Raw genomic sequence first — 21,276 nt, forward strand, 5'->3', positions numbered from 1 at the left:
AGACATATGAGGGGAATGAGCGGGCCGAAGACGCGATGATTGAGGCGACTTGGGTCTGACTTCCGATCAACTTCTCGGTAACAAACAACATCGGTGATGAGCCATCCAGAACCATAATTCTCATGCGGCCCGTCATGAGATCACGACGCATCCTAACAGATGAATAGGGGGATTGCTATACGATTAACCAACCAGGAGAAAATAGTTTCTGTCGATCGGAGACGCTTCAGTGACCGGATGAGGCGGTCCGGAGTGAGGAGGCGAGGCCCAATTTCCACAAGGTGTAGATCAACCACTTCGACGGGTCAAAGTTATACCAGAGCGGCCCGTTGCGATAGTCGCTCGGATAGGTGTGATGGTAGTTGTGATAGCCCTCGCCGAAGGTCAACAGAGAAACAAACCAGGAGTTGCGGCTGGAGTCGGCCGTCCCGTATGGCTGATCGCCCCATAGGTGACAGACGGAGTTAATGCAGAAGGTGGAGTTCAGAACGGCAAAGGTGCGTCCGACGCCGGCCAGCATGAAGCCACCGATACCGCCCTTCCAGCCGTTATGCAAGAAGCCGATGACAAAGGGGAGTGCCAGACCGATGAGGACGATCGCCGCATAGTAACGGTGTTGCCACATGGCGACCCGGTCCTGCATGACGCGGGAACCGAATCGTTCGTCGTTGCACGGCACCGGATTCAGCAGCCAGCCACAGTGGCTATACCAGAACCCCCGTTTGGCATTGTAAGGATCAGCGGGATCGTCGCAGTGCGCATGGTGGCGCAAATGATCAGCGGTCCATTTCGCCCCCGAGTTTTGCAGCGCCCAGCCCCCCGCTACCAATAGACAGCCCTTCACCCAATCGGGACATTCAAAACTGCGATGGGTCAGCAGCCGGTGGTAGCCCACGGTAATTCCTAGCCCGGTGACCACATAGAGGATGGCGAACATGGTCCAATCCAACCAGGAGTAGCCATAGATCAACCCATAGGCCGGGACTGCAATCACGGACCCTGCGATCACCGACCAGAATAAAAGGTAGGTCCAGAACTTATGATGAATCCGATGGACGATGTCGGTAGGAACCGTACTCGGGGCGATTTGTTGCATGTCGATACAATAGTCAAGCGTGAAGGTTTTCGCAAGTCCCTACCGAGTGCGGTTCCGTCTCCGGCAGGGAGGCGTCAACCGTTCAGTTGTAGATGCGTTGAGTGCTTGTGTCAGGGCATCGACTTCGCGCGGAGCCCTCGCGAATGCAGGGCGGGAAGAGTATCGGGGAGCTCATTCATCTTTGGAAGGAGGGTGGTATGCGTACTGAGCGTGGACTTTGGAGAACGGCTCGGGGGATTGTGCTCTGGAGTGGTGTGGTAGTTGGGATTTGGGGAATGTGTGACCCCGCCTGGGCTGCGTCTGAATCATCGACTCCATCCGGGCAGGATCAGTCTGTAGCGCCGCCTGAGCCTTCTAGCAGTCCTGGGAAAGGGGCTGGGGGGAGAGGGTTCGGAAGCCATCCGATGGGGAAGGCCTGTGCGGAGGATGTCAAAACACTCTGCTCGGGCATCAAACCGGGAGAAGGTCGGATCATTCAGTGTCTGAAAGCGCATCGGCAGGAAATCTCCCCATCCTGCTCCGAAATGATGCAGCAACGGGGCAAGCATCGGCAATAACCCTCGGACTGGGGTGGGTGGTGCAGAGGTTCACGTCCAGGCGCCACATCGCTCACGTCTCGGCCGGTTCGTTTTCGCAATTTGGTTTTCGAACCGACCCAGGTGCGATACAGTGGCCATATTACATACGGGAGGGTACGTATGGATGGCACTGCGGGACAGGAATCATTCTCCGTCGATCTGCGTCAACACCCACGCTTGCGCGTTCAGGCACCGTTCGTGTGTTCCTTCTCCTGGCTAGGCTTGGCCAAATGGCTTGGCCGCGGGGGCGACGGCATCGGAGTTGTATTCGATGTGTCGATGCGAGGGGCCAAAGTGATGAGCGAGGCAGGTATTCAGCGCGGCGATCGGGTGTCGGTGACGCTTTCTCTGCCCAATCAGGTGTCGCCGATGACGGTGGAGGAAGCGACGGTGCGTTGGGAGAGGGAGCAGGTCTGCGGACTCGAGTTTGTCGATCTGTCCCCGGTGGCCGAGATGCGCCTGCGAAAGTTTATGACGATCGCGACGAAACCGACCTCCTAACCGCGCTCTTGGCCGGCACCTGCCGGGTTGAATCGTATTGCTGCGCCTGTGTGTGACTGCGTGTCGCTTCATTGCTGCGTTCTCACCGGCCCGCCGATGCATCTCGCCCTATTTTTGCCGCTCGTCTCGGAGTTCCTCCGGTACAGCTTCGAGATTGCGCTCGCCGCTCCGTTTCCCTACAATGGCTTCCCCATTTGGCCATGTCCAGTACGAATACACGAAAGAAGCGGCCCCGGCCGCATAATTCTTACCACCCGCTGTATTGGCCCACCTGGGTCGGTCTGGGTTTGTTCCGCTTGCTGTCCATGCTTCCCTATCGATGGCAACTCGCGTTTGGGCGACAGTGTGGGCGCCTATTGCACGGGCTCCTGACCAATCGGCGCGATATTGTGCGGATAAACTTGGCGGTGTGTTTTCCCCAGCAGTCATCAGCCGAGCGGAACCAGGTCGCCCTGCACTGTTTCGAGTCGATGGGAATGGGTGTGTTGGAGATCGCCATGGCCTGGTGGGCGAAGGATCCCCGCGCCTATTGTGAATGCACGATCAAGGGGTTGGAACATATTCATGAGGCCCTCCGCTTGGGCCGTGGTGTGTTGCTCTGCGGCGCTCATTTGCATGCGGCGGAACTAGCCGGTCGGTTTATGGCGTTGGAGCAGCCGGTGGCGATCGTGTACCGACCCCAAAACGACGTAGTGGCGGAAACCGTCGCGAATCGATGCCGGAGCCGGTACTATTCGGAGTTGATCCAGCATCGGGATATGCGAGGGATCCTGCGGGCGTTAGCCAAAAATCAAGTGGTGTGGTATGCGCCCGATATCGATGCAGGTTCGAAACGGAGCGTGTTTGCTCCATTCTTTGGCGTGCAGGCCGCGTCATTAACTGCCACCTCGAGGTTGGCGAAGGTGAGCGGGGCTGCGGTGGTGCCCTGCTTTTACTACCGCAGAGCCGATCGATCGGGCTATGACATCGAGGTGGGGAAAGCCCTCGACCACTTCCCATCCGGTGACATGGTTTCGGACGCCGCACGAATCAACCGGTTGATCGAGGGCGCTGTCCTTCGAGTGCCGGAACAATATTTTTGGCAGCACCGCCGGTTCAAGAGCCGTCCCCCCGGTGAACCACCCATCTATCAGCGGTGACCCAGCGTTCCGCACCTCCTACGCGAAGTCCTACGTATGGGGTGGAAGCTGCGGCGAAATCATGGGAAATATTCGGCGTTTCCTGCCTCGTGCGATATACTGACCCTGGCTGGCTTTCGCGTACGCGTGCATCATTCGCTTTGCCATGGATCAATCGCACAAGGTTTCTTCCCCTCGCATTGAATTGCGGAAGCACCCACGGTGCGCCGTGCACCCGGCATGCCTGCTGTCCTTTTCGCCCTTTGCTCCAACCCTCAGTTTTGGTGGCGATGTGGAAGGTGAAGGTGTCGTCCTCAACCTCTCCCAATCTGGGTGCAAAATCAACAGCGAGGCTGGTGTACAGGTGGGCGATGCCATGTCGTTGATCATGCTGTTGCCGGGAGAGATCTGCCCAACGATGATTGATTTGGCATTGGTCCGCTGGGAGAACGACAGGTGTTTTGGGGTGGAGTTTGTCGCGATGGGCACAGGTGAGTTCACGCGAATTTGTCAGTGTCTCGCGTCCAGCGCACCCGAGTAGATCCGAGGATCGACCCGAATGATGCCGGCATGAAGGATGGGTGGAGAAAGGAGTGCGTGTGGAGGATACGAAAACATTACGCAAGTCGCGTCGAGTGGCCACCGACTGTCGCCTGGAATTCATCGGCGAGGATGAGGTGGATGGAGAGGCCGAGGTCCTGGACCTCTCCTGTACCGGTTGTATGGCGAAGTCGGACAGTCCGATGCAACCGGGATTTCTCATGAAAGTGTCCGTGTTCTTGTCGGATGGGCATGAGTGGCCGATTCGTGTGGAGGAGGCGGTCGTTCGTTGGGCGCGGGGTGGGGAGTTCGGCCTGGAGTTCCTCAGCATGCGTCCCCCGCAGCTCCAGCGTATTCAGCAGTACATCATCAAGACCAGGCCCGTGTCATAACCGTCTCTCCGCCCGTGCCCTTCCTCCACTCGGCCTCACATCTCGTCTCTCGGAGGTGCGTTTCCCGCGCTGCCAGGCACTAGGCTCCCTCTCGGCGGGCTGACCTCATTGCATTGCTTCCGATGCTTCCCCTACAATTTCCACCGACACCAAGGTGTTCGGCCGCCACATCAGGCCGACACCTCGCCTGCAGGAAGGGGTTGCGCACAACACATGATCGAGTGGGTCGGGCGCAAGACCATCGCGGGTTATGCGTACGTGGCGTCGCTGGCTACGCTCTTCACGCAGGCGGTATTGGATCTGGTGCTGCCGACGCAGCAAGGACGTCGGGACACGTTATGGGTGATCGTTCGGCAGATTCTGTTCACCGGGGTGGATGCCTTGCCGGTGACGACCGTGATTGCACTCTTGCTCGGCATCATCATTGTGACTCAAGCAGGGACGCAACTGCCCAAGCTTGGGGCCGGCGGGTTGGTCGGCGGCATTATCGTCGTGACCGTGGTTCGTGAATTGGGTCCGTTGATCACCGCCTTCATTGTGGTCGGGCGGTCCGGGACGGCCATCGCCACCGAGTTGGGCAATATGTCCGTGACACGCGAGGTGGTGGCGCTCCGGCTCATGGGTATTTCGATCAGCCGATTTGTCATCATGCCTCGGATGGTCGGCATGGTGCTCTCGATGCTCTGTCTGACCCTATATTTTGATGTGGTGGCGGTATTGGGCGGCTACCTGGTCGCGGATGCACAGCTGACCATCCCGTTTTATGCCTTCGTGGAGAGTATCACCAAAGCGTTGTCGACAACCGATGTGCTGATGACCGCCATCAAAGGCTTATCGTTCGGGTCGGCCGTGGCGGCCGTCTGTTGTTACCATGGCCTGGCGGTGCGGTCATCGTTCACCGAAGTGCCGCAGCAAACGACTCGGGCGGTGATCAATTCATTCGTCCTCTGCCTGTTGATCGATGTCGCTGTCACGGTGCCGTTGTATGTATGAGTGAGGCAACCCTTGTGTTCGAGCAAGTCCGTACGCCGATGTCCGGGAGCCCTCACCACTTGGAGGCGGATCTGAGTATTGCCGCGGGGCAATTTGTGGCGGTGGTGGGTCCGAGTCGTTCGGGAAAGAGTCTGATTGTCGAGCTTGCGGCAGGATTGGTCCGGCCGGAATCCGGCCGGGTGATGCTGTTGGGCCAGGACTGGAGTCATGCGACGGAGCGTGAAGAGACTCCCCTGCGGATTCGAGTGGGGACGGTGCTTCAACAACCGGGATTGTTGAGCAATATGACGGTGTTCAACAACGTCCTGCTGCCGCTCCGGTACCATCGTGGAGCCCTGTCCGATCGTGATCGGGCCCAGGTTGTGATGGCGGAGTTGGCGCAGTTGGGGTTGAGTGCGATACGGGATCGGTTTCCGGCTGAACTTAATCACGGTGAAGTGCGCAGGGCGGCTATTGCGCGTGCCTTGATTTTGGACCCAGAGGTGCTGCTGCTGGATGATCCTGTCGCCGGCTTGGACGCGGAGCTGGTGGTGCTGCTCAAGCGGTACCTCGAAGCACGCAGGGCTCGCCAGGCTCTGACGATTGTGGCGGCGTTGCGTGCCTCGTCGCCGTTCATGGAGGGTGTGGATCGGCTGCTCGTGCTGCGTGACGGCCGAGTCGTGGCCGATGGGGCACGCGAGGCGGTGCTCGTCGCCGTTCCTGATACGCTCAGAATGTATGTGGCATAGCCCGCGTGTTGCCATGGCGGTTCGGCGGGACTGAGGAGGGGAGATGCATTATTCCCATCGACTATCCAGTGGGCGATTGGCCCAAATTGTCGGAACGTTCGTTCTGATTCCCGTCCTGATTTTGGCGGTGGCTGGCTTTTGGATGTCGAAAACGGAGCAGCTGTTCGAGTCGAAATATCAGTTGTCGGCCAGCCTCAGCAAGTCGTATGGCTTGGAGCCCGGCGCGCCGGTTGTCGTATCCGGGATTCGGATCGGGCGGGTAAAACAGGTGGATCTCAATGACCGAGGGACGGTTGATCTATTACTGCAATTGTCGACCCGCTATCAGGACATGGTGCGAAGCAACTCGGAACTCCGTATCACTAAGAGTGGTGTCGTGGTGGGGCAGACGCAAGTTGATATCGGGGCGGGTACCGCCAGCAGCCCGACGTTGACCGACGGCGAGACGATTCGGGTTGTTGAACCGCGGGACATCGGAGACCTCCTCAACGAAGTGGAGCCGGTGCTCATGGCCGTGAAGCAGACGCTCTTGCGTGTGGAAACCATCACTCAAGACCTGCAGGGTGGACTGAAAGCCGGCGGCAAGGCGTTGGAGCAGGTCGCGTTGGCCACTCAGGACTTGCCGGCGGTGGTGGCGTCCGTGCAGCGAACGATAACCTCCGTGGAGCAAACGGCGACGGCGCTACCTGCCATGACCGGCTCGATCCAGCGTACGCTGGGCGTGGTGGATCGTGTCACAGCGGATGTGCAACGGACCACCAGCCGTTTGCCGGCCATCTTGGATAGTGCCCAATCCACACTCATCAGCGTGAAGCGGCTGTCTGATTCGGTGGGAGAGATCAGCCAAGAGCTGCGTCCCGTTGTCCAGACCGCCGAGACTACGTTGGGAGATGTGTCGACGCTGGTCCGTGGCGCCAAGCAGACATTTCCGTTTAACCGGTTTACCCAGAATGCCGGGCCGGCGCCGAAGCCGCCGGCGGACTCGTCTCCGACCGGGCCATCGAGCTTACGCGGGGATCAAGTGCACCGATGAGAGACAGGCGAGATGGTTTCTGGGTCGGTGTGTGGGGCGTGGTGCTGTGTCTTTCGCCCGGATGTGCGAATCCACCGCCGCCTGCTCCCGTGTCTGCCGCCCGTCCTCTGACCACACAGGTCGACTCCTTGCGGGGACAGGGGGATCGCTGGGTGGCTCGTGGAGAGTACGTACGGGCCGGTGAAGCCTATGAAGCGGCCCGTCAGGTGGCCGAGAGTCTTGACGATGTGAAGGGGCGCATCGGTGCGCTGAACAATCTCGGATGGCTTGCGCTCCATCGTGGGGCCACGCGCGAGGCGATGGTGCTTCACGGGCAGGCGGTCACCCTGGCGCAGCAATGGGGAGAGACAGACCTCCTGATCGGCGGCCTTACGGCCTTGGGAGCTGCGGAGTATCAAGAGGGGCAGAAGGAGGATGCGGGTCGGCGCTATCAACAGGCGCTGGAACTTCTGCAGCAGCGGCCCGATGTCTCAGCGGAAGCGGTGCTACGGAATAATCTCGGCTTGGTCCGGCAAGCGACAGGCGATGTTGGGCAGGCAGAGCAGCTGTTCCGCGAGGCGCTGGCGTTGAATCAGGCATCGGGGAGTCTTGAGGCCGAGGCCAGCAACCATGTGAACCTTGGAATCCTGGCGGAAGAGCGCCACGAATACGATCTTGCAGAACGGGAGTTTGAGCGAGCGCTGGAGTTGGACAAGGCGGCAGTACGTCGGATGGATATTGCCGCCGATCTCCTGCGGCTGAGCCGGATTGCGGATCGGCGAGGCTTCCCTGATCAGGCGCTGGCCTATTCCGAGCGCGCCTACCGTAGCTATCTGGCGCAAGGCCATCGGCCTCAGGCGGCCTCGGCCTTGGCCGTTGCGGTGGACTGCGCGAAGAAATTGGGGAGAGTTCAGGACATTGCGCGGCTAAAGAAGGAGTTGGACGACCTGACTCCATCCCGTTCCAGTCGATAGGGTGTGAAGCCGTTACTTGATGGCGACGGCTTTGACCTCTTTGTAGGTCGTGTGGCCCTGCAGGACCTTCTGGATCCCGTCCTGGACCAGGGTGGTCATCCCTTCCGCCATGCCGGCCTTGAGCATCTCATCCGTTTTTGCTTTATTCTGGATCAGCTTTTTCATTTGATCGGTCCCGAGCAACAACTCGTGGAGGGCCACTCGACCTTTGAGCCCTGTACGGTTGCAGGTGTCGCAACCCTTTCCCCGATAGAGCCTGAAGTTGGCGTCGAATTTCACGCCCAATGTATCCCAGTAGTCAGGGCCATATCCCAACCGCAGCTCCTCATACTCTTCCTTCGACGCTGGATACGCTTCCTTACAGTCTTTGCAAATCCGCCGTGCCAAACGTTGGGCGAGAACGCCCAGCATGGCGTCGGCAAAACTGAACGAGTCGCACCCCATGTCCAGGAGGCGGGTGATGGTTTCCACTGCGCTGTTGGTGTGCAAGGTGCTGAGCACCAAGTGACCGGTCAGCGAGGCCTCGATGCCCGTATCCGCCGTCTCTTTGTCTCGCATTTCTCCGACCATGATGACATCTGGATCGGCCCGGAGAAACGCGCGCATCGCGGCGGCGAAGGTGAATCCGATTTTTGAATGGACCTGCACCTGACGAAGTCCGTATTGCGTGATTTCGACCGGGTCTTCCGCGGTCCAGATCTTGATGTCCGGCGTGTTGATGTAGCCCAGCACGGAGTGCAGCGTGGTGGTTTTTCCTGATCCGGTCGGCCCGACGCAGAGAATGATGCCGTACGGTTTTTCCGCGATACTCTTAATCTCGCGCAGGTTCCGCTCGGAGAATCCCATTTTATCGACCGGGAGCGGTTCGCTCGCGGCCAGAATACGCATGACGACGTCTTCGTTGTAGCCGGCCGTCGGAATGGTGGCGACACGTAACTCGATTTCCTTATTCTCGCCGATCTTGAATTTGATCTTCCCATCCTGCGGTTTGCGGCGTTCGGCAATGTCGAGGCTCGCCATGATTTTGAGACGGGAGACGATGGCGCGGCGATAACTCGGCGGGATTTTCATGTACTCGAAACAGTCGCCGTCGACGCGGAAGCGCACGAGGGTGTCGCGCTTTTCACCATAGGGTTCGATGTGAATATCGGAGGTGCCCTGCCGGAAGGCATCGGCGATGATTTGGTTGGCCAGACGGACGATGGCATTATCGTTTTCGTCGAGTCCCGCGCTGGACGCGTCTTCCTGCGCCTCAAGCTGGGATTCGTTCACCAGTTCGCCGAGAATGTCGGATACATTCTCGTTCATCTTGTTGCTGGTGTCCGGAGTCCCGGTCGTGCTCGCAAGGAAGAGGGAAATATCGCGACGAAGGCTGACCGCAAAGCGGATGTTCAGGCCGGGGAAGGTGCGTTTAATGTCCTGGACGCGATCCAGATCGCCGGGGTCGTCGGTCAGGATTTCAATCGCAGCGCGGTCTCGCTTGAGCGGCATCCAGTGATTTTTCTTGAGGTAGTCGACATTGAGGTTTTTGAGCAACTCAATATCGACGATCGTCCGCTCGTTGTATTCGATATAGGGGCACTTGTGAAAATTGGCGAGCGACTTGCCGAGTTCGGCTTTTTGAACCTTATATTTTTCGATGAGTAGGGACTCGATATCAGTGGTCCCTTTTTTGGCCTCGGCGAGCGCATTGTCCAGGTCGTGCTGCGAGATCTTTCCGTTGGTCAGCAGATAGTCGAATTTGGAGGGAGCCTTTTTCGATGTTTTTCTGAGCGCATAGAATGCTGTTCCCAAGGCTTTGGCGATCTCGGCGACACTTTCCTCGTCTTTGCGGGTGAACCGTCCCCCGCTCTTCTTGTTGAGGAGCTGGATGACGCCCATGAGATATTTATTTTCGGCCACGACGGGATAGGTGAGCACCTGCTTAGTTTTAAAGCCGGTGTTCTTATCGTACGAGGCATCGTGGGCGAGCGACGGGTGAATTGCGCTGAGCTCGACCGGACTGTAGGCGTCGCCGACATTGACCGGACGAAGGTATTTCGCGCAGAACCCGGCAAGGCTCTGTTCCGTAATCGGCGTGCGGACTTCCTGGACCGTTTCGAGATGGGGGATTTTCGAGAAGATTTCCTTCTTCTCCGAGTCCACCACGAACAAGGTGAGATCTTCCGCGTCGAAGCAACCTAGGATCTCATGACGCAGATCCAACAGGATTTGGTCGATGTCGGATGCGGCGAGAATCTGTGCGCTGATACGTTTGATGTTTTCTGCGAAGCCGGATTTGAGGGTCGCGTCGCCTACACCTGGCAGGGGGGCTTTAGGCAGCATTCGATGGTCTCCAAAGCGGCTTGTGCGGGGAGCGCTTGTGGTGTCGAGCGGGAGTCGACTACCGAGCTTCTTCCGTGTGAGTCAGTGTATCGCAACGCGCAATCAAGGCAAGCAAAAGGCATTTTCCCAAACTCACTCTACGGAGTGGGCTGTAGGCGTTCACGGAAGGGAGGTGTCGTTGCGAGGTGTGAGGGATCGAGTCCCGGAATGGAGCTAGGATGCGGCGTGCAGTAGTGAGGAGAGCAGGGAAACCACTTGGTCAGGAGCGATTTTTCGCGTCTCGCCGGTATGACGAAGTTTGAGCTCGACCTGGCCTTGGGCCAACCCCTTCTCTCCGATGACGAGGTGATACGGCGCGCCGATCAGGTCGGCATCGTTGAATTTGACCCCGGCCCGTTCATCCCGGTCGTCCCACAGGACTTCAATGCCGGACTCTTGCATGGCGTGATACAGCGTATCGGCCAACTGCGTCACGGCTTCCGACTGGCTAAGCGGCAAGAGGGTGACATGGAAGGGCGCGATAGGAACCGGCCACTTGATGCCTTTTGCGTCGTGATTCTGTTCGACCGAAGCCGCAGCGGTTCGACTCACGCCGATTCCGTAGCAGCCCATGACCGCCAGTTGTTCCTGTCCCTGCGCATCTAGGAAGGCGGCCTTCATCGCCTGGCTGTACTTGGTGCCCAACATAAAGACATGTCCGACTTCGATGCCCTTGGCCGTCTTCAGGGTGCCGTCTTTGCGGGGGGAAGAATCGCCGGCCCGTGCGTTGCGAAGATCGGCAAACTGATCCACCTTGAAGTCGCGCTCCCAGTTGGCGTCCACGAAATGGGTGTCAGCCTGGTTGGCTCCGACGACGAAGTTGACCATAGCCTTCACGGCCCAGTCACCTAGAATGCGGACCTGCTTCAATCCGACCGGTCCAACGAATCCGACCGGCGCGCCGGTGAGGCCGGGAACCAGCTCTGGTTTTAGCAGCTCAATCTCCGGGACACCCAGGAGGCGTTTGACCTTGATCTCATTGACGTCATGATCGCCGCGCACCAGGACGGCGACTGTTTCGGTGCCGGTGGTGTAGAGCAAGGTCTTGACCAGCTGCTGTGGTTCAATTTTCAGGAAGGCGGTGACTTCCTCGACGCTGCGTCGTCCGGGGGTCGGGACCGGCGTGAGCGGACGATGCGCTGAATGGTCAGCGGTCTCCGGAGGGAGGACCTCGGCACGTTCGACATTGGCGGCGTAGGTGCCGTTTTCACTGTAAACAATAGTTTCCTCGCCGGTCTCTGCCAGCACCATGAACTCATGGGACGAAGTGCCCCCAATCAACCCGGTGTCGGCTTCCACGGGGCGGAAGGTGAGCCCGCAGCGCGTAAAGATGCGGTTGTACGCATCGTACATCTTTTGATAATTCAGTCTGGCTCCGGCTTCATCCCGGTCGAAGCTGTAGGCATCTTTCATAATGAATTCGCGGCCACGCATCAACCCGAAGCGCGGACGGATTTCATCTCTGAATTTGGTCTGGATCTGGTAGAAGTTCAGCGGCATCTGCCGATACGAGCGAACTTCCCGCCGGAAGAGATCGGTGATTACCTCTTCGTGTGTCGGCCCGAGACAGAAATCGCGCTGGTGTCTGTCCTTGAACCGGAGCAGCTCCTTGCCATAGAAATCCCAGCGGCCGGTTTCACGCCACAATTCCGCCGGCGAGGCGACCGGCATGAGCAGTTCCTGCGCGCCCGCGCGATTCATCTCTTCGCGGACAATCCGCTCGATTTTACGAAGCACACGTAGGCCCAGCGGGAGATAGGTATAGATCCCGGCGGCAACCTTCCGGATCAGGCCGGCGCGCAGCATGAGGCGATGGCTGACCGTTTCAGCCTCGCCTGGATCTTCGCGCAATGTGGGGATAAGAGTTTCAGAAACGCGCATGTGGGCTTATGGGGAAATCAATCGCTCGATATCGTTCCAGAACGCAAAAATCATGATGCCGACCAAGAGCACCAGTCCCACCTGTTGTGCCAGTTCTCGCTGCCGATCTTCAAGTGGTTTTCTGCGAATTGCCTCAATAAAAAAGAATAGGAGGTGCCCGCCGTCCAAAATGGGGATGGGGAGGAGATTCAACACTCCTAGGTTGATGCTGAGCATGGCCATCAGGAACACCAGGCTGGAGGTGCCCTGTTCCGCGGCATCCCCTGCGGTCTTGGCGATCGTGAGTGGTCCGCCGATGTTCTTGCGGGAAATGTCTCCCGTGATGATTTTATAGATGCCCACCACCGTCAGTTCGGTCCAGCCCCAGGTTGCCTTGAGGCCGAGCCATGGCGCCTTGAGCGGTTCGTTCGTTTGGAGAATGGTTTGGTTCTGGGCCGAAATACCGATTTTCCCGACTTCGGCCGGCTTTCCTTCTACGGTGGCTTTTTCGCCCATCGGTGTGACGGAGAGCGTTTGTGTGGTGCCGTCCCGTTGAACATCAAATTGAAGCGCGCGATTCGGGCTTTCCCGCACGAGGGAGGTCATCTGTGACCAGGTGAAGATGTCGTGTCCATCGATGCGGACGACGCGGTCTCCAGCCGAGAGGCCTGCAGCCTGTGCGCGAGACCCAGGGATCACGGCCGTGATGACCGGCGCCCGTTCTTCGATGCCAAGCTGGAAGACGGTCGTTGGTTTGCCGTTGTCCTGCACGGTGGTCTTGTTCGGGGTGACGAGGACTGTTTTGATCTGTTCCCCGCGTGTCAGGTCCAGGGTGAGTTGTTTGCCGTTGCTTTGGGAGATGTATTTCAGGAGTTCGGCGTTGGTCGAGATTTCTTTTTCGTTCACCCGGATGACCCGGTCGCCGGGCTTCAACCCGGCTTGGTCCGCGGGTGATCCAGGGAGTACGGCTTCGATTTCAGGAATGATGTCTTTGAAGCTCGGGACCGGCAGCGTATAGCCCAATCCGATATAGGCGGTATAGATCAGATAAGCGAGAATGAAGTTGAAAATCGGCCCGGCGGCGACGATGAGCGTCTTGCCCCAGAGTGATTGATGGACAAACGCCCGTTTCTTGTCCTCCGGAGTGAGGGTTTCATGTTCGTCCTCGCCGAAGAGCTTGACGTATCCGCCCAGAGGTACGACCGAGAGCAGATATTCCGTTTCCCCGAACTGGCGCCCGAAAATTTTGGGTCCAAATCCGAGGGAGAATTTCAGAACTTTGACCCCGACCCAGCGCGCGGCAAGGAAATGTCCCATTTCGTGAAAGGCGACGAGGACGCCCAGCACCACGAGGAAGGGCAGCGCCCAGTGGGTGAGAAGCGAAACCACATCAGGAGACCAGGCAAAGGCTGTTCCCACAACAACACTCCTTGGGTTCAGGGTATTACCGCGTCAAGGCATGTACCAGGGACTCGGCTTTGTCACGAGCCTGGCGATCAGCGTCCAATGCATCATCGAGAGTATCGATGGGACGCGGTGCATGAGCTTCCATTGTACTCCGAATAATGTCCGGAATATCCAGAAAACGAATTCCGCTCTGGAGGAAGGCTTCCACGGCCACTTCGTTGGCGGCGTTCATCGTCGCCGGCATGGTTCCGCCGATTCGCAGGGCTTCATATCCGAGCTGCAGGCAGGGAAATCGATCATGGTCCGGTTTAAAGAACGTCAAGGTGCTGATTGCCGTCAGGTCGAGCGAGGGGAGGTCTAACGGCATCCGTTCAGGATATCGCATGGCATAGGAAATAGGTGTGCGCATGTCCGGAAGACCCAACTGCGCAATGACCGACCGGTCTCTGTATTCGACCAGGGAATGGATGATGCTCTCCCGGTGCACTAGGACCTCGATCTGTGTTTCGGGAATGTCGAAGAGCCAGCGCGCCTCAATGACTTCCAGCCCCTTGTTCATCAGCGTGGCCGAGTCGATCGTGATCTTGGATCCCATTTTCCAATTGGGGTGCTGCAGGGCGCGTTCGGGGCTGACGTCCTGAAGCTGTTCACGGGAGAAACCCCACAGCGGGCCTCCGGAAGCGGTCAGAATGATGCGTTTGACGTCCTCGCGCCGATGCCCTTCAAGCGACTGGAAGATGGCGCTATGTTCGCTGTCGATCGGGAAAATGCGGACGTGATGCTTTTTGGCCTCTGACTGCATCAGGGCGCCGCACATGACCATGGGTTCTTTATTGGCCAGGGCGATCTGTTTTCCGGCACGAATCGCCGCCAAGGTCGGGAGCAGGCCCGCGCCGCCGACGATAGCGGAAATGACGAGTTCGGCCCCTTCCGACTGTGCGACATGGGCCACGCCCTCGTCGCCCGCGAAAATTTTGACCGGTAGGCCGGCGCACCGTTCGCGCAGTTTTGCCGCCGCCGCTTCGTTGGCGAGCGCGGCAAAGGCCGGGCGAAACTTGCGGATCTGTGCCTCGAGTTTCTCGTCGTTCGTGCCGGCGGTCAGGCCGACCACACGAAACTCTTCCGGAAAGCGGTCGACGATATCGAGCGTGTTCGTGCCGATCGAGCCGGTCGAACCGAGAATGACGATGTGCTTCATGGCATGCTCCAGAACGGGCGGACAATCATCTGTTACCCGTTGTTGACGATCGTGACATAGTAGTAGAAGGCCGGGCCGGTGAACAAGAGGCTGTCGAGACGATCCAGCATCCCTCCATGGCCCGGGATTAAGGCCCCTGAATCTTTGAACCCGGCGCTTCGTTTCATCGCTGACTCTGCCAGGTCACCGATAAGACCTGTGACGGTGAGAATCGCTCCGAGCGCCAGGCAATCGATCACCGAGAATGCGGGAAGGAACCAGGCGCGCGCAAGCAGCGCCATTCCACAGGCGAGGACGAGGCCCCCCGCCAACCCTTCGTAGGTTTTCTTTGGACTGATGACCGGCGCCAACGCGTGGCGTCCCATGGATTTTCCCGCCACATAGGCGCCCGTATCACCGGCCCAGGTGACCAGGAAGACGAAGAAAATCAGCAGGGCGCCGTCGGACAATCCTCTCACGAGCACAAGATAGCTCAGCGTGAGTCCTATATAGAGCACGCCCATAATCAGCACCATGCCGTCCGTGAGCGAGTCGCGTAGCGACTTTCCCGAGAGCAGAGGCAGGCACAGTGCAATCGCCAGGGTCCCAAGCAGTACCGCACGGTCGGTGATGATGGTCGGCCATTGCGCGCTGCCGATCAGGAGTCCGGTCGCTGCAACCCCTAACCAACACCATCCTAGCCATGGAGCCTGTCCTAGATGCAGTCGATAAAACTCTCCCACTGCGAGCATGCCCGCGGTGACGGCGAGGCAGAGGAATGCGATCGGTCCAAGGTCGTGGACGAGGTAATAGAAAAACGGGAGAAAGACGGCTGCCGCCAGGACCCGATGAACCGTTTCGGATGACGACCGTGGTCGAGTGCTGTCCGTGGGGGGCGGCATCGTCTCCTCGCACTGAAAAGCTCCTGGTTTCACCACGAAGAGATTAGGAGGAGACGCTACTGAACACCCGGCCGAAGCGGCGTTCGCGCCGCTGGTATTCGATGAGCGCGAGCAAGGCTTCGCGTCGGCGAAAGTCGGGCCAGAGTGTCGAGGTGAAGTACAGTTCCGTATAGGCTAATTGCCACAACAGGAAATTGCTGATGCGTGTCTCGCCGCTGGTGCGGATCAGGAGATCCGGATCGGGGAGGTCGTGTGTATACAGCGCCTGTTGCAGCGCCCGTTCGTCGATCTGATCCGGCGAGAGCCGGCCGTTCTGCACGGCCCGTGCGAGGTCCTTGGCGGCATCGACCAGTTCCGTGCGGCCACCGTAGCTGAGGGCGACATTGAGGATCAATTTATTCAGGTGCGCGGTTTCCTGCTCCGTTGTACGGACCCATTGCAGCGCCGATGGCGGAAGGGACGTCACCCGGCCGATGGTCTGGAAGCGCACGCCTTTTTCGATCAGACTGGATCGTTCCGTCGAGAGGTAATGTTCCAGGAGGCTCATCAATGCCGTGATTTCTTGGGCCGGCCGGTTCCAATTCTCCTGTGAAAACGCATAGATCGTGAGCACTTTGATCCCGAGATCCAGGGAGAGCGAGATCAGTTCCCGCACGGATTTGATGCCTTCCTGATGGCCGGCAATACGCGGGAGGCCCCGCAATTCAGCCCATCGGCCGTTGCCGTCCATGATTACAGCCAGGTGTTTTGGCAGCAGGTCCGGTTCGAGTTGCGAGAGCAGGTCAGAGTCGGGGGCAGGCTCGATATCGCGTGATCGAGAATCGTTCATGGAACGGCGTGAGCACCTTTTTTAGACGATGATGATCCTCTAGGAAGTAAGGCGAGTCTAGCGGTGGGGTCCAGGAAAGTCAAACAGTTTTTCCCAATTTCGCTGTATTTGCAGATGGTTCGAGCGCGCTTGCATTGCGCCTCCGGAAAAGAGTGCGTTATACTCACCCACCGTACGAGAGGAGTACATGCATGTCCAATAACGAGTCCGGCGCACTGGCGCGTTTTGGGGTCACCGATCGAGAAATCGAGCAGGCGCTGGGGCGGGTCAAGGTCTCGACCGTCGATTATGCGGACCTGTATTTTGAGTATTGCCAATCCGAGTCGGTCTCCATGGAAGAGGGGATCGTCAAGCGGGCGACGAAGAGTGTCGGACAGGGTGTCGGTGTCCGGGCGACCGCCGGCGAAAAAACAGGCTTTGCCTATTCCGACGAACTGACCCCCAAAGATTTGAACATTGCCGCCGATACGGCGCGATACATCGCCAATAGTGCTCAGGGAACGGCACCGGTTCCGGTCACTCACCGCCCCGCCCTTGCCCGCAATCTCTATCCTCATGACCGTGCCAATATTGAGGTCGCCACCCGGGACCGGGTGACGTTGCTCAATGCCATCGATGCCGAAGCCAGGCGGTACGATCCTCGGATCAAGAACGTCATGGCGGCCTACAATACGGAATATAAGGTGATGCTGGTCGCCACGTCCGATGGCGTGATGGTCGGCGATATTCAGCCCTTGTCGCGTCTTCAGGTCACGTGTATTGCCGAGGAGAACGGCAATCGGCAGGTGGGGACGTTCGGCGGCGGCGGGCGGATCGGGCTGGAGTATTTTCAGAACGACCAGCGATATCTGCAGTTTGCCCGGGAGGCCGCGCGTGAAGCGATCCTAAATCTGAGTGCCGTCGATGCGCCGGCCGGCGTCATGCCGGTGGTACTGGGCGGGGGATGGCCGGGGATTCTGCTGCACGAAGCCATCGGCCATGGGCTGGAGGCCGATTTTAACCGCAAAAAAACCTCCGCATTCTCGAACCTGCTGGGGAAGAAAGTGGCCTCGGAGGTCTGCACGATCGTGGACGATGGGACCCTTCCATTCCGGCGCGGCTCGCTGAACGTGGATGACGAAGGCACGCCTAGCAGTCGCACGGTCTTGATCGAACGGGGCATTTTGCGCGGGTATATCACCGACAAGCTGAACGCCCGGCTGATGGGCATTCCGCTGACGGGCAATGGTCGGCGCGAAAGTTATCAAAGCGTTGTGTTGCCGCGGATGACCAATACCTTCATGCTGGCCGGAGAGTCGGACCCGAAGGACATCATCAAGTCCGTAAAGAAGGGGTTGTACGCTGTATCGTTCGGCGGCGGGCAGGTCGATATCACGAACGGGAAGTTCGTGTTCTCCGCCAGCGAGGCGTACCTCATTGAAGACGGGCAGATCACCAAGCCGGTGAAAGGTGCGACGCTGATCGGCAGCGGGCCGGATATTCTGAAGCAGGTATCCATGGTGGGACACGATTTGAAACTCGATGAAGGCATCGGAACTTGCGGCAAAGATGGGCAGTCGGTGCCGGTCGGCGTCGGCCTTCCGACCATTCGTATTGATGAAATCACCGTCGGCGGGACGAAAGCATAACCATGACACGTGTGATCGTGGAACAGGACTATACGAATATCGCGCAGGATTTGCTGACGCGTGCGAAGAATCATGGTGCGACGGCGGCGGATGTGATGGTGGCCGACGGGGAAACCCTATCGGTGCAGGTCCGGATGGGCGCCGTCGATCGACTCACGAAGGCCCGTGAAAAGCGGCTCGGCCTGCGGGTCTTTTTCGGCCAGCGGTCGGCCAGCGCCTCGACCTCCGATTTCTCCCGCGATTCCCTGGAGCGATTTGTCGGCGAAACCTGTGCATTGGCGCAAGCGGTTGTCGAAGATCCGGTGTCCGGCCTTCCGGAGCCGGGCCAGTTCGCCACCGACTTCCCTGAGTTGAATATTCACGATGCCACGAAACTGCAGACGGACCAGCAGATCGACCTTGCGCTGCGTACGGAGCGAGCTGCGTTTGCCGCCGATTCGCGTATCACAAATTCGGAAGGGGGCGAATGCGATTCGTCATCCGGCCGGATCATCCTGGCCAACAGCCATGGGTTTGTCGGGCAGTACGCCAATAGTAGTTTTTCCCTGTCCGTCTCGCCGATTGCTTCGGATGCGGCCGGGATGCAGCGGGACTACTGGTATGGGGTGAATCGCGCGTTTGCGAAACTGGACAGTCCGGAAGCCATCGGCCAGGAAGCGACGAGGCGGACGGTTCGGAAGCTCGGTGCGCGCAAAGTTTCTACCTGCCGGGTGCCGGTGATCTTTGATCCGGAAGTTGCGGGGAGCCTGCTCAGTCACCTCTGCAGTGCCCTCTCAGGGTATGCCTTATATAAGGGGGCATCCTTCCTGATCGGACAACTCGGCCAGCAGATTGCTCCGGACTTTGTCACCATTTATGACGACGGCCGGATGCCCGGCGGCCTGGGGACGCGACCATTTGACGGGGAGGGGCTGCCGACCAGGAAACAGGCGATGGTCGAGCGTGGTCGCCTAGCCAGTTATATTTTGGATACCTATTCGGGGAAAAAATTAGGACTGCCTTCCACCGGGAATGCGGCGCGGAGCATCGGAGAAAGTCCCTCCGCCGGGCCGACCAATTTTTATATGGTCCCAGGCACCACCACACCGGAACAGATTCTGGCGTCTGTGAAGCAAGGTTTGTATGTGACGGATTTGATCGGATTTGGCATCAACATGGTGACCGGCGACTATTCGCGCGGGGCCAGCGGGTTCTGGATCGAAAACGGCGAGTTGGCCTACCCGGTGGAGGAAATTACCATCGCCGGCAATCTGAAGCAGATGTATGCCAATATCGAGACGATCGGCACGGATCTCGTCTTTCGTGGACGGATCGCCAGCCCCACCGTGAAGCTCGCGGAAATGACGCTGGCAGGGAACTAGTTGATGAAGGGGGAGGGGCGATGCGACGACTGATGGCCTCGATGATCTGTGCCCTGCTGGTGGTTCCTGCGGTCGGAAGCGCGGCCGAGTTTCAGCTGACGAGTCCGACGATCAAGGATCGGAGCACCATCGGCCACGAGCATGTGTTTAATGGGTTCGGCTGCACAGGCGGCAATGTGTCGCCTGAGTTGCGATGGGATCATGCGCCGAAGGACACCAAGAGTTTCGCCGTGACGGTCTATGATCCGGATGCCCCCACCGGAAGCGGCTGGTGGCACTGGCTGATCTTCAATATTGCTTCGAGTGTGACGCACTTGCCGGCCGGAGCGGGACAGCCGGAGAATGCCGGTGCGCCTCAAGGGAGCATTCAGAGCATGACGGATTTCGGTCAGCCAGGCTTTGGTGGGCCCTGTCCACCGCCGGGAGATAAACCGCACCGGTACATCTTCACGGTGTTCGCGTTGAAGGTCGATCAGTTGCCGCTCAAAAAAGAGGCCCCCGGCGCGATGGTCGGGTATTATCTCAATCAGAACGTCATCGGAAAAGCATCTTTCACCGGCACGTACGGTCGGTAAGCGAACAATTATTACAACAGAGTAAGGGAACAGACCATGTCTCTTGATGCCGAACTGGGAAAGACCATGCTGCAGTTGATCACCTCGCGATATGAGGATCGGCACTGGAGAAAAAAGATTGAGAAGACACTCGGTCTGCCTCAGAGCGGGGTGGGGGATGAGCGTCAGCAGCAGGTGTTCATGTACCTGAAGCTCAATCTTAAGGCGTATAAGTCCAGGCGGGCGGATCCGGATTCCTGGATCTTGGGCGGGTATGCCACCAAGGAAGTGATCGATCGCGCGAAGTTTCAGCCGCACCTGGTCGGAGAAGGCATTTCAGCCGATGATGTGGCGTTTCTCGGTGTGGATCCAGGCCCAGACATCGATGAGGCCTGGTGGGAAGAGATGCTGGTCGCCTGGTTCGGCGCTCCGGACGATGAGGAGCCCTCCGACGAAGCCACCGCCGAAGAGGCGTCGACCCCCGAGGCCGCGAAGGATCCTGCCCGCACCTGAACGGTATCTGTGACGGATCAGGACGGGCTGTTGTTCCTGACTCCTCGTCTGTGGGGCGTTGTGGTTATGACCCGAACAAATCCATTTGTTGCGCGGTCGTAGTGGGGGCGTCGATCCGCAACGTCCCGGTGCTGCTCGCAGCGGCTCCCGCCTGTGTCGCGGGGGGCTGACTGTGTCGGTCGAGAAACTCCTTCAGTTTCTGGAAATCCTCCCGCAACGGCTGCAACATAGTCCCCTGATGCAGCGCGGCGGCGGGATGGAGCAGCGGAAACAGCACGAACTCCTTCAGGTAAAACGCCTGCCCGCGTACTCGTGTAATCCCGACCTTTCGTTCCAGCAGCGTCTGCGTCGCCCAATTGCCGAGAGAACAGACCAGCGTCGGCCGAATCATCGCGATCTGTTGCAGGAGGAAGGGTTTGCACGTCTCGACCTCTTGCGGTTCGGGGTCGCGATTATTCGGCGGGCGGCATTTGATTACATTGGCGATATAGATATCCGCGCGCGAGAGCCCCGCTGACTCCAGCAAGTCGTTGAGCAATTGTCCGGCTGCCCCGACGAAGGGCTCGCCCTTCTGATCCTCGTGAAATCCCGGCGCCTCTCCCACAAACATGACGGATGCGTGCGGATTCCCCACGCCGAAGACGACCTGGCGCCGACCGAGCTTCGCGAGCGGGCAGCGTTGGCAATTGTGTAGCGAGTCGGCGAGTTCCTGCAGGGAGGTCAGAGATGAAGACATGTCCGTTCCATTG

General features: G+C 58.8%; 19 protein-coding genes. 11 read left to right on the forward strand and 8 right to left on the reverse strand.

The genetic code is table 11. The annotated features are described in order from the left end of the window. Nucleotides 1-226: 226 nt before the first annotated feature. Nucleotides 227-1,096, reverse strand: a complete 870-nt coding sequence (locus tag V9G17_16220) for an acyl-CoA desaturase (GenBank protein MEI2754140.1) — start codon at nucleotides 1,094-1,096, stop codon at nucleotides 227-229. Between the two features lie 698 nt (nucleotides 1,097-1,794). Here V9G17_16220 and V9G17_16225 point away from each other — a divergent pair. The 7 genes from V9G17_16225 (at nucleotide 1,795) to V9G17_16255 (ending at nucleotide 7,932) form a co-directional block, all read left to right on the forward strand. After that, nucleotides 1,795-2,175, forward strand: a complete 381-nt coding sequence (locus tag V9G17_16225) for a PilZ domain-containing protein (GenBank protein MEI2754141.1) — start codon at nucleotides 1,795-1,797, stop codon at nucleotides 2,173-2,175. 200 nt (nucleotides 2,176-2,375) lie between these two features. Next, nucleotides 2,376-3,314 (forward strand): LpxL/LpxP family Kdo(2)-lipid IV(A) lauroyl/palmitoleoyl acyltransferase, encoded by a 939-nt coding sequence (gene lpxL, locus V9G17_16230; GenBank protein MEI2754142.1) that lies wholly within the window; start codon nucleotides 2,376-2,378, stop codon nucleotides 3,312-3,314. Between the two features lie 578 nt (nucleotides 3,315-3,892). Next, nucleotides 3,893-4,225, forward strand: coding sequence for a PilZ domain-containing protein (locus V9G17_16235; GenBank protein MEI2754143.1), 333 nt, complete (start codon nucleotides 3,893-3,895; stop codon nucleotides 4,223-4,225). Nucleotides 4,226-4,438: 213 nt separating this feature from the next. Continuing rightward, on the forward strand, nucleotides 4,439-5,218 hold the full coding sequence (locus tag V9G17_16240) for an ABC transporter permease (protein ID MEI2754144.1): 780 nt from the start codon (nucleotides 4,439-4,441) through the stop codon (nucleotides 5,216-5,218). Next, nucleotides 5,215-5,946 (forward strand): ATP-binding cassette domain-containing protein, encoded by a 732-nt coding sequence (locus V9G17_16245; protein ID MEI2754145.1) that lies wholly within the window; start codon nucleotides 5,215-5,217, stop codon nucleotides 5,944-5,946. Before V9G17_16240 ends, V9G17_16245 begins: the two co-directional genes overlap by 4 nt. 43 nt (nucleotides 5,947-5,989) lie before the next feature. Beyond that, nucleotides 5,990-6,979 (forward strand): MlaD family protein, encoded by a 990-nt coding sequence (locus tag V9G17_16250; GenBank protein MEI2754146.1) that lies wholly within the window; start codon nucleotides 5,990-5,992, stop codon nucleotides 6,977-6,979. Further along, nucleotides 6,976-7,932: a tetratricopeptide repeat protein gene (locus V9G17_16255; protein ID MEI2754147.1), complete on the forward strand. Its 957-nt coding sequence runs from the start codon at nucleotides 6,976-6,978 to the stop codon at nucleotides 7,930-7,932. Before V9G17_16250 ends, V9G17_16255 begins: the two co-directional genes overlap by 4 nt. Before the next feature lie 12 nt (nucleotides 7,933-7,944). Here the strand turns inward: V9G17_16255 and V9G17_16260 are convergent, their stop codons facing one another. From V9G17_16260 to V9G17_16285, 6 genes are all read right to left on the reverse strand, one after another. Beyond that, complete coding sequence (locus tag V9G17_16260; protein ID MEI2754148.1) at nucleotides 7,945-10,257, reverse strand: GspE/PulE family protein; 2,313 nt, start codon at nucleotides 10,255-10,257, stop codon at nucleotides 7,945-7,947. 213 nt (nucleotides 10,258-10,470) lie between these two features. Beyond that, nucleotides 10,471-12,177, reverse strand: a complete 1,707-nt coding sequence (locus tag V9G17_16265) for a proline--tRNA ligase (GenBank protein MEI2754149.1) — start codon at nucleotides 12,175-12,177, stop codon at nucleotides 10,471-10,473. A 6-nt stretch (nucleotides 12,178-12,183) separates the two neighbouring features. Then, a complete protein-coding gene (gene rseP / locus V9G17_16270; protein ID MEI2754150.1) occupies nucleotides 12,184-13,575 on the reverse strand; it encodes an RIP metalloprotease RseP in 1,392 nt (463 codons plus the stop codon). Between the two features lie 25 nt (nucleotides 13,576-13,600). Further along, the gene (locus V9G17_16275) at nucleotides 13,601-14,761 is read right to left on the reverse strand and encodes a 1-deoxy-D-xylulose-5-phosphate reductoisomerase (protein MEI2754151.1); all 1,161 of its coding nucleotides are present in this window, start codon (nucleotides 14,759-14,761) and stop codon (nucleotides 13,601-13,603) included. 32 nt (nucleotides 14,762-14,793) lie between these two features. Then, entirely contained in the window at nucleotides 14,794-15,642 is an 849-nt protein-coding gene (locus V9G17_16280; protein ID MEI2754152.1) for a phosphatidate cytidylyltransferase, read from the reverse strand. A 43-nt stretch (nucleotides 15,643-15,685) separates the two neighbouring features. Next, on the reverse strand, nucleotides 15,686-16,471 hold the full coding sequence (locus V9G17_16285; protein MEI2754153.1) for an isoprenyl transferase: 786 nt from the start codon (nucleotides 16,469-16,471) through the stop codon (nucleotides 15,686-15,688). Nucleotides 16,472-16,662: 191 nt separating this feature from the next. Here V9G17_16285 and tldD point away from each other — a divergent pair, with 191 nt between their 5' ends. From tldD to V9G17_16305, 4 genes are read left to right on the forward strand one after another with little or no spacing between them, the layout of a single operon-like run. Then, nucleotides 16,663-18,099: a metalloprotease TldD gene (tldD, locus tag V9G17_16290; GenBank protein ID MEI2754154.1), complete on the forward strand. Its 1,437-nt coding sequence runs from the start codon at nucleotides 16,663-16,665 to the stop codon at nucleotides 18,097-18,099. A 2-nt stretch (nucleotides 18,100-18,101) separates the two neighbouring features. Next, nucleotides 18,102-19,460, forward strand: coding sequence for a metallopeptidase TldD-related protein (locus V9G17_16295; GenBank protein MEI2754155.1), 1,359 nt, complete (start codon nucleotides 18,102-18,104; stop codon nucleotides 19,458-19,460). Between the two features lie 20 nt (nucleotides 19,461-19,480). After that, complete coding sequence (locus V9G17_16300; GenBank protein ID MEI2754156.1) at nucleotides 19,481-20,035, forward strand: YbhB/YbcL family Raf kinase inhibitor-like protein; 555 nt, start codon at nucleotides 19,481-19,483, stop codon at nucleotides 20,033-20,035. 36 nt (nucleotides 20,036-20,071) lie between these two features. Further along, on the forward strand, nucleotides 20,072-20,527 hold the full coding sequence (locus V9G17_16305; protein MEI2754157.1) for a hypothetical protein: 456 nt from the start codon (nucleotides 20,072-20,074) through the stop codon (nucleotides 20,525-20,527). A 64-nt stretch (nucleotides 20,528-20,591) separates the two neighbouring features. On the opposite strand, the gene V9G17_16310 is transcribed toward V9G17_16305, so the two are convergent. Then, on the reverse strand, nucleotides 20,592-21,263 hold the full coding sequence (locus V9G17_16310; protein MEI2754158.1) for a uracil-DNA glycosylase: 672 nt from the start codon (nucleotides 21,261-21,263) through the stop codon (nucleotides 20,592-20,594). Between the last annotated feature and the right edge of the window lie 13 nt (nucleotides 21,264-21,276).

This window comes from Nitrospira sp., assembly GCA_037045225.1.
Classification (GTDB): domain Bacteria; phylum Nitrospirota; class Nitrospiria; order Nitrospirales; family Nitrospiraceae; genus Nitrospira_A.

Bases quoted from the DNA above. Each gene is read 5' to 3' on its own strand.
- lpxL (MEI2754142.1), top strand. From the start codon at position 2,376: ATGTCCAGTACGAATACACGAAAGAAGCGGCCCCGGCCGCATAATTCT.
- V9G17_16310 (MEI2754158.1), bottom strand. From the start codon at position 21,263: ATGTCTTCATCTCTGACCTCCCTGCAGGAACTCGCCGACTCGCTACAC.
- V9G17_16295 (MEI2754155.1), top strand. From the start codon at position 18,102: ATGACACGTGTGATCGTGGAACAGGACTATACGAATATCGCGCAGGAT.
- V9G17_16260 (MEI2754148.1), bottom strand. From the start codon at position 10,257: ATGCTGCCTAAAGCCCCCCTGCCAGGTGTAGGCGACGCGACCCTCAAA.
- V9G17_16245 (MEI2754145.1), top strand. From the start codon at position 5,215: ATGAGTGAGGCAACCCTTGTGTTCGAGCAAGTCCGTACGCCGATGTCC.
- V9G17_16305 (MEI2754157.1), top strand. From the start codon at position 20,072: ATGTCTCTTGATGCCGAACTGGGAAAGACCATGCTGCAGTTGATCACC.
- V9G17_16285 (MEI2754153.1), bottom strand. From the start codon at position 16,471: ATGAACGATTCTCGATCACGCGATATCGAGCCTGCCCCCGACTCTGAC.
- tldD (MEI2754154.1), top strand. From the start codon at position 16,663: ATGTCCAATAACGAGTCCGGCGCACTGGCGCGTTTTGGGGTCACCGAT.
- V9G17_16220 (MEI2754140.1), bottom strand. From the start codon at position 1,096: ATGCAACAAATCGCCCCGAGTACGGTTCCTACCGACATCGTCCATCGG.
- V9G17_16240 (MEI2754144.1), top strand. From the start codon at position 4,439: ATGATCGAGTGGGTCGGGCGCAAGACCATCGCGGGTTATGCGTACGTG.
- V9G17_16280 (MEI2754152.1), bottom strand. From the start codon at position 15,642: ATGCCGCCCCCCACGGACAGCACTCGACCACGGTCGTCATCCGAAACG.
- V9G17_16300 (MEI2754156.1), top strand. From the start codon at position 19,481: ATGCGACGACTGATGGCCTCGATGATCTGTGCCCTGCTGGTGGTTCCT.
- V9G17_16275 (MEI2754151.1), bottom strand. From the start codon at position 14,761: ATGAAGCACATCGTCATTCTCGGTTCGACCGGCTCGATCGGCACGAAC.
- V9G17_16255 (MEI2754147.1), top strand. From the start codon at position 6,976: ATGAGAGACAGGCGAGATGGTTTCTGGGTCGGTGTGTGGGGCGTGGTG.
- V9G17_16265 (MEI2754149.1), bottom strand. From the start codon at position 12,177: ATGCGCGTTTCTGAAACTCTTATCCCCACATTGCGCGAAGATCCAGGC.
- V9G17_16250 (MEI2754146.1), top strand. From the start codon at position 5,990: ATGCATTATTCCCATCGACTATCCAGTGGGCGATTGGCCCAAATTGTC.
- V9G17_16225 (MEI2754141.1), top strand. From the start codon at position 1,795: ATGGATGGCACTGCGGGACAGGAATCATTCTCCGTCGATCTGCGTCAA.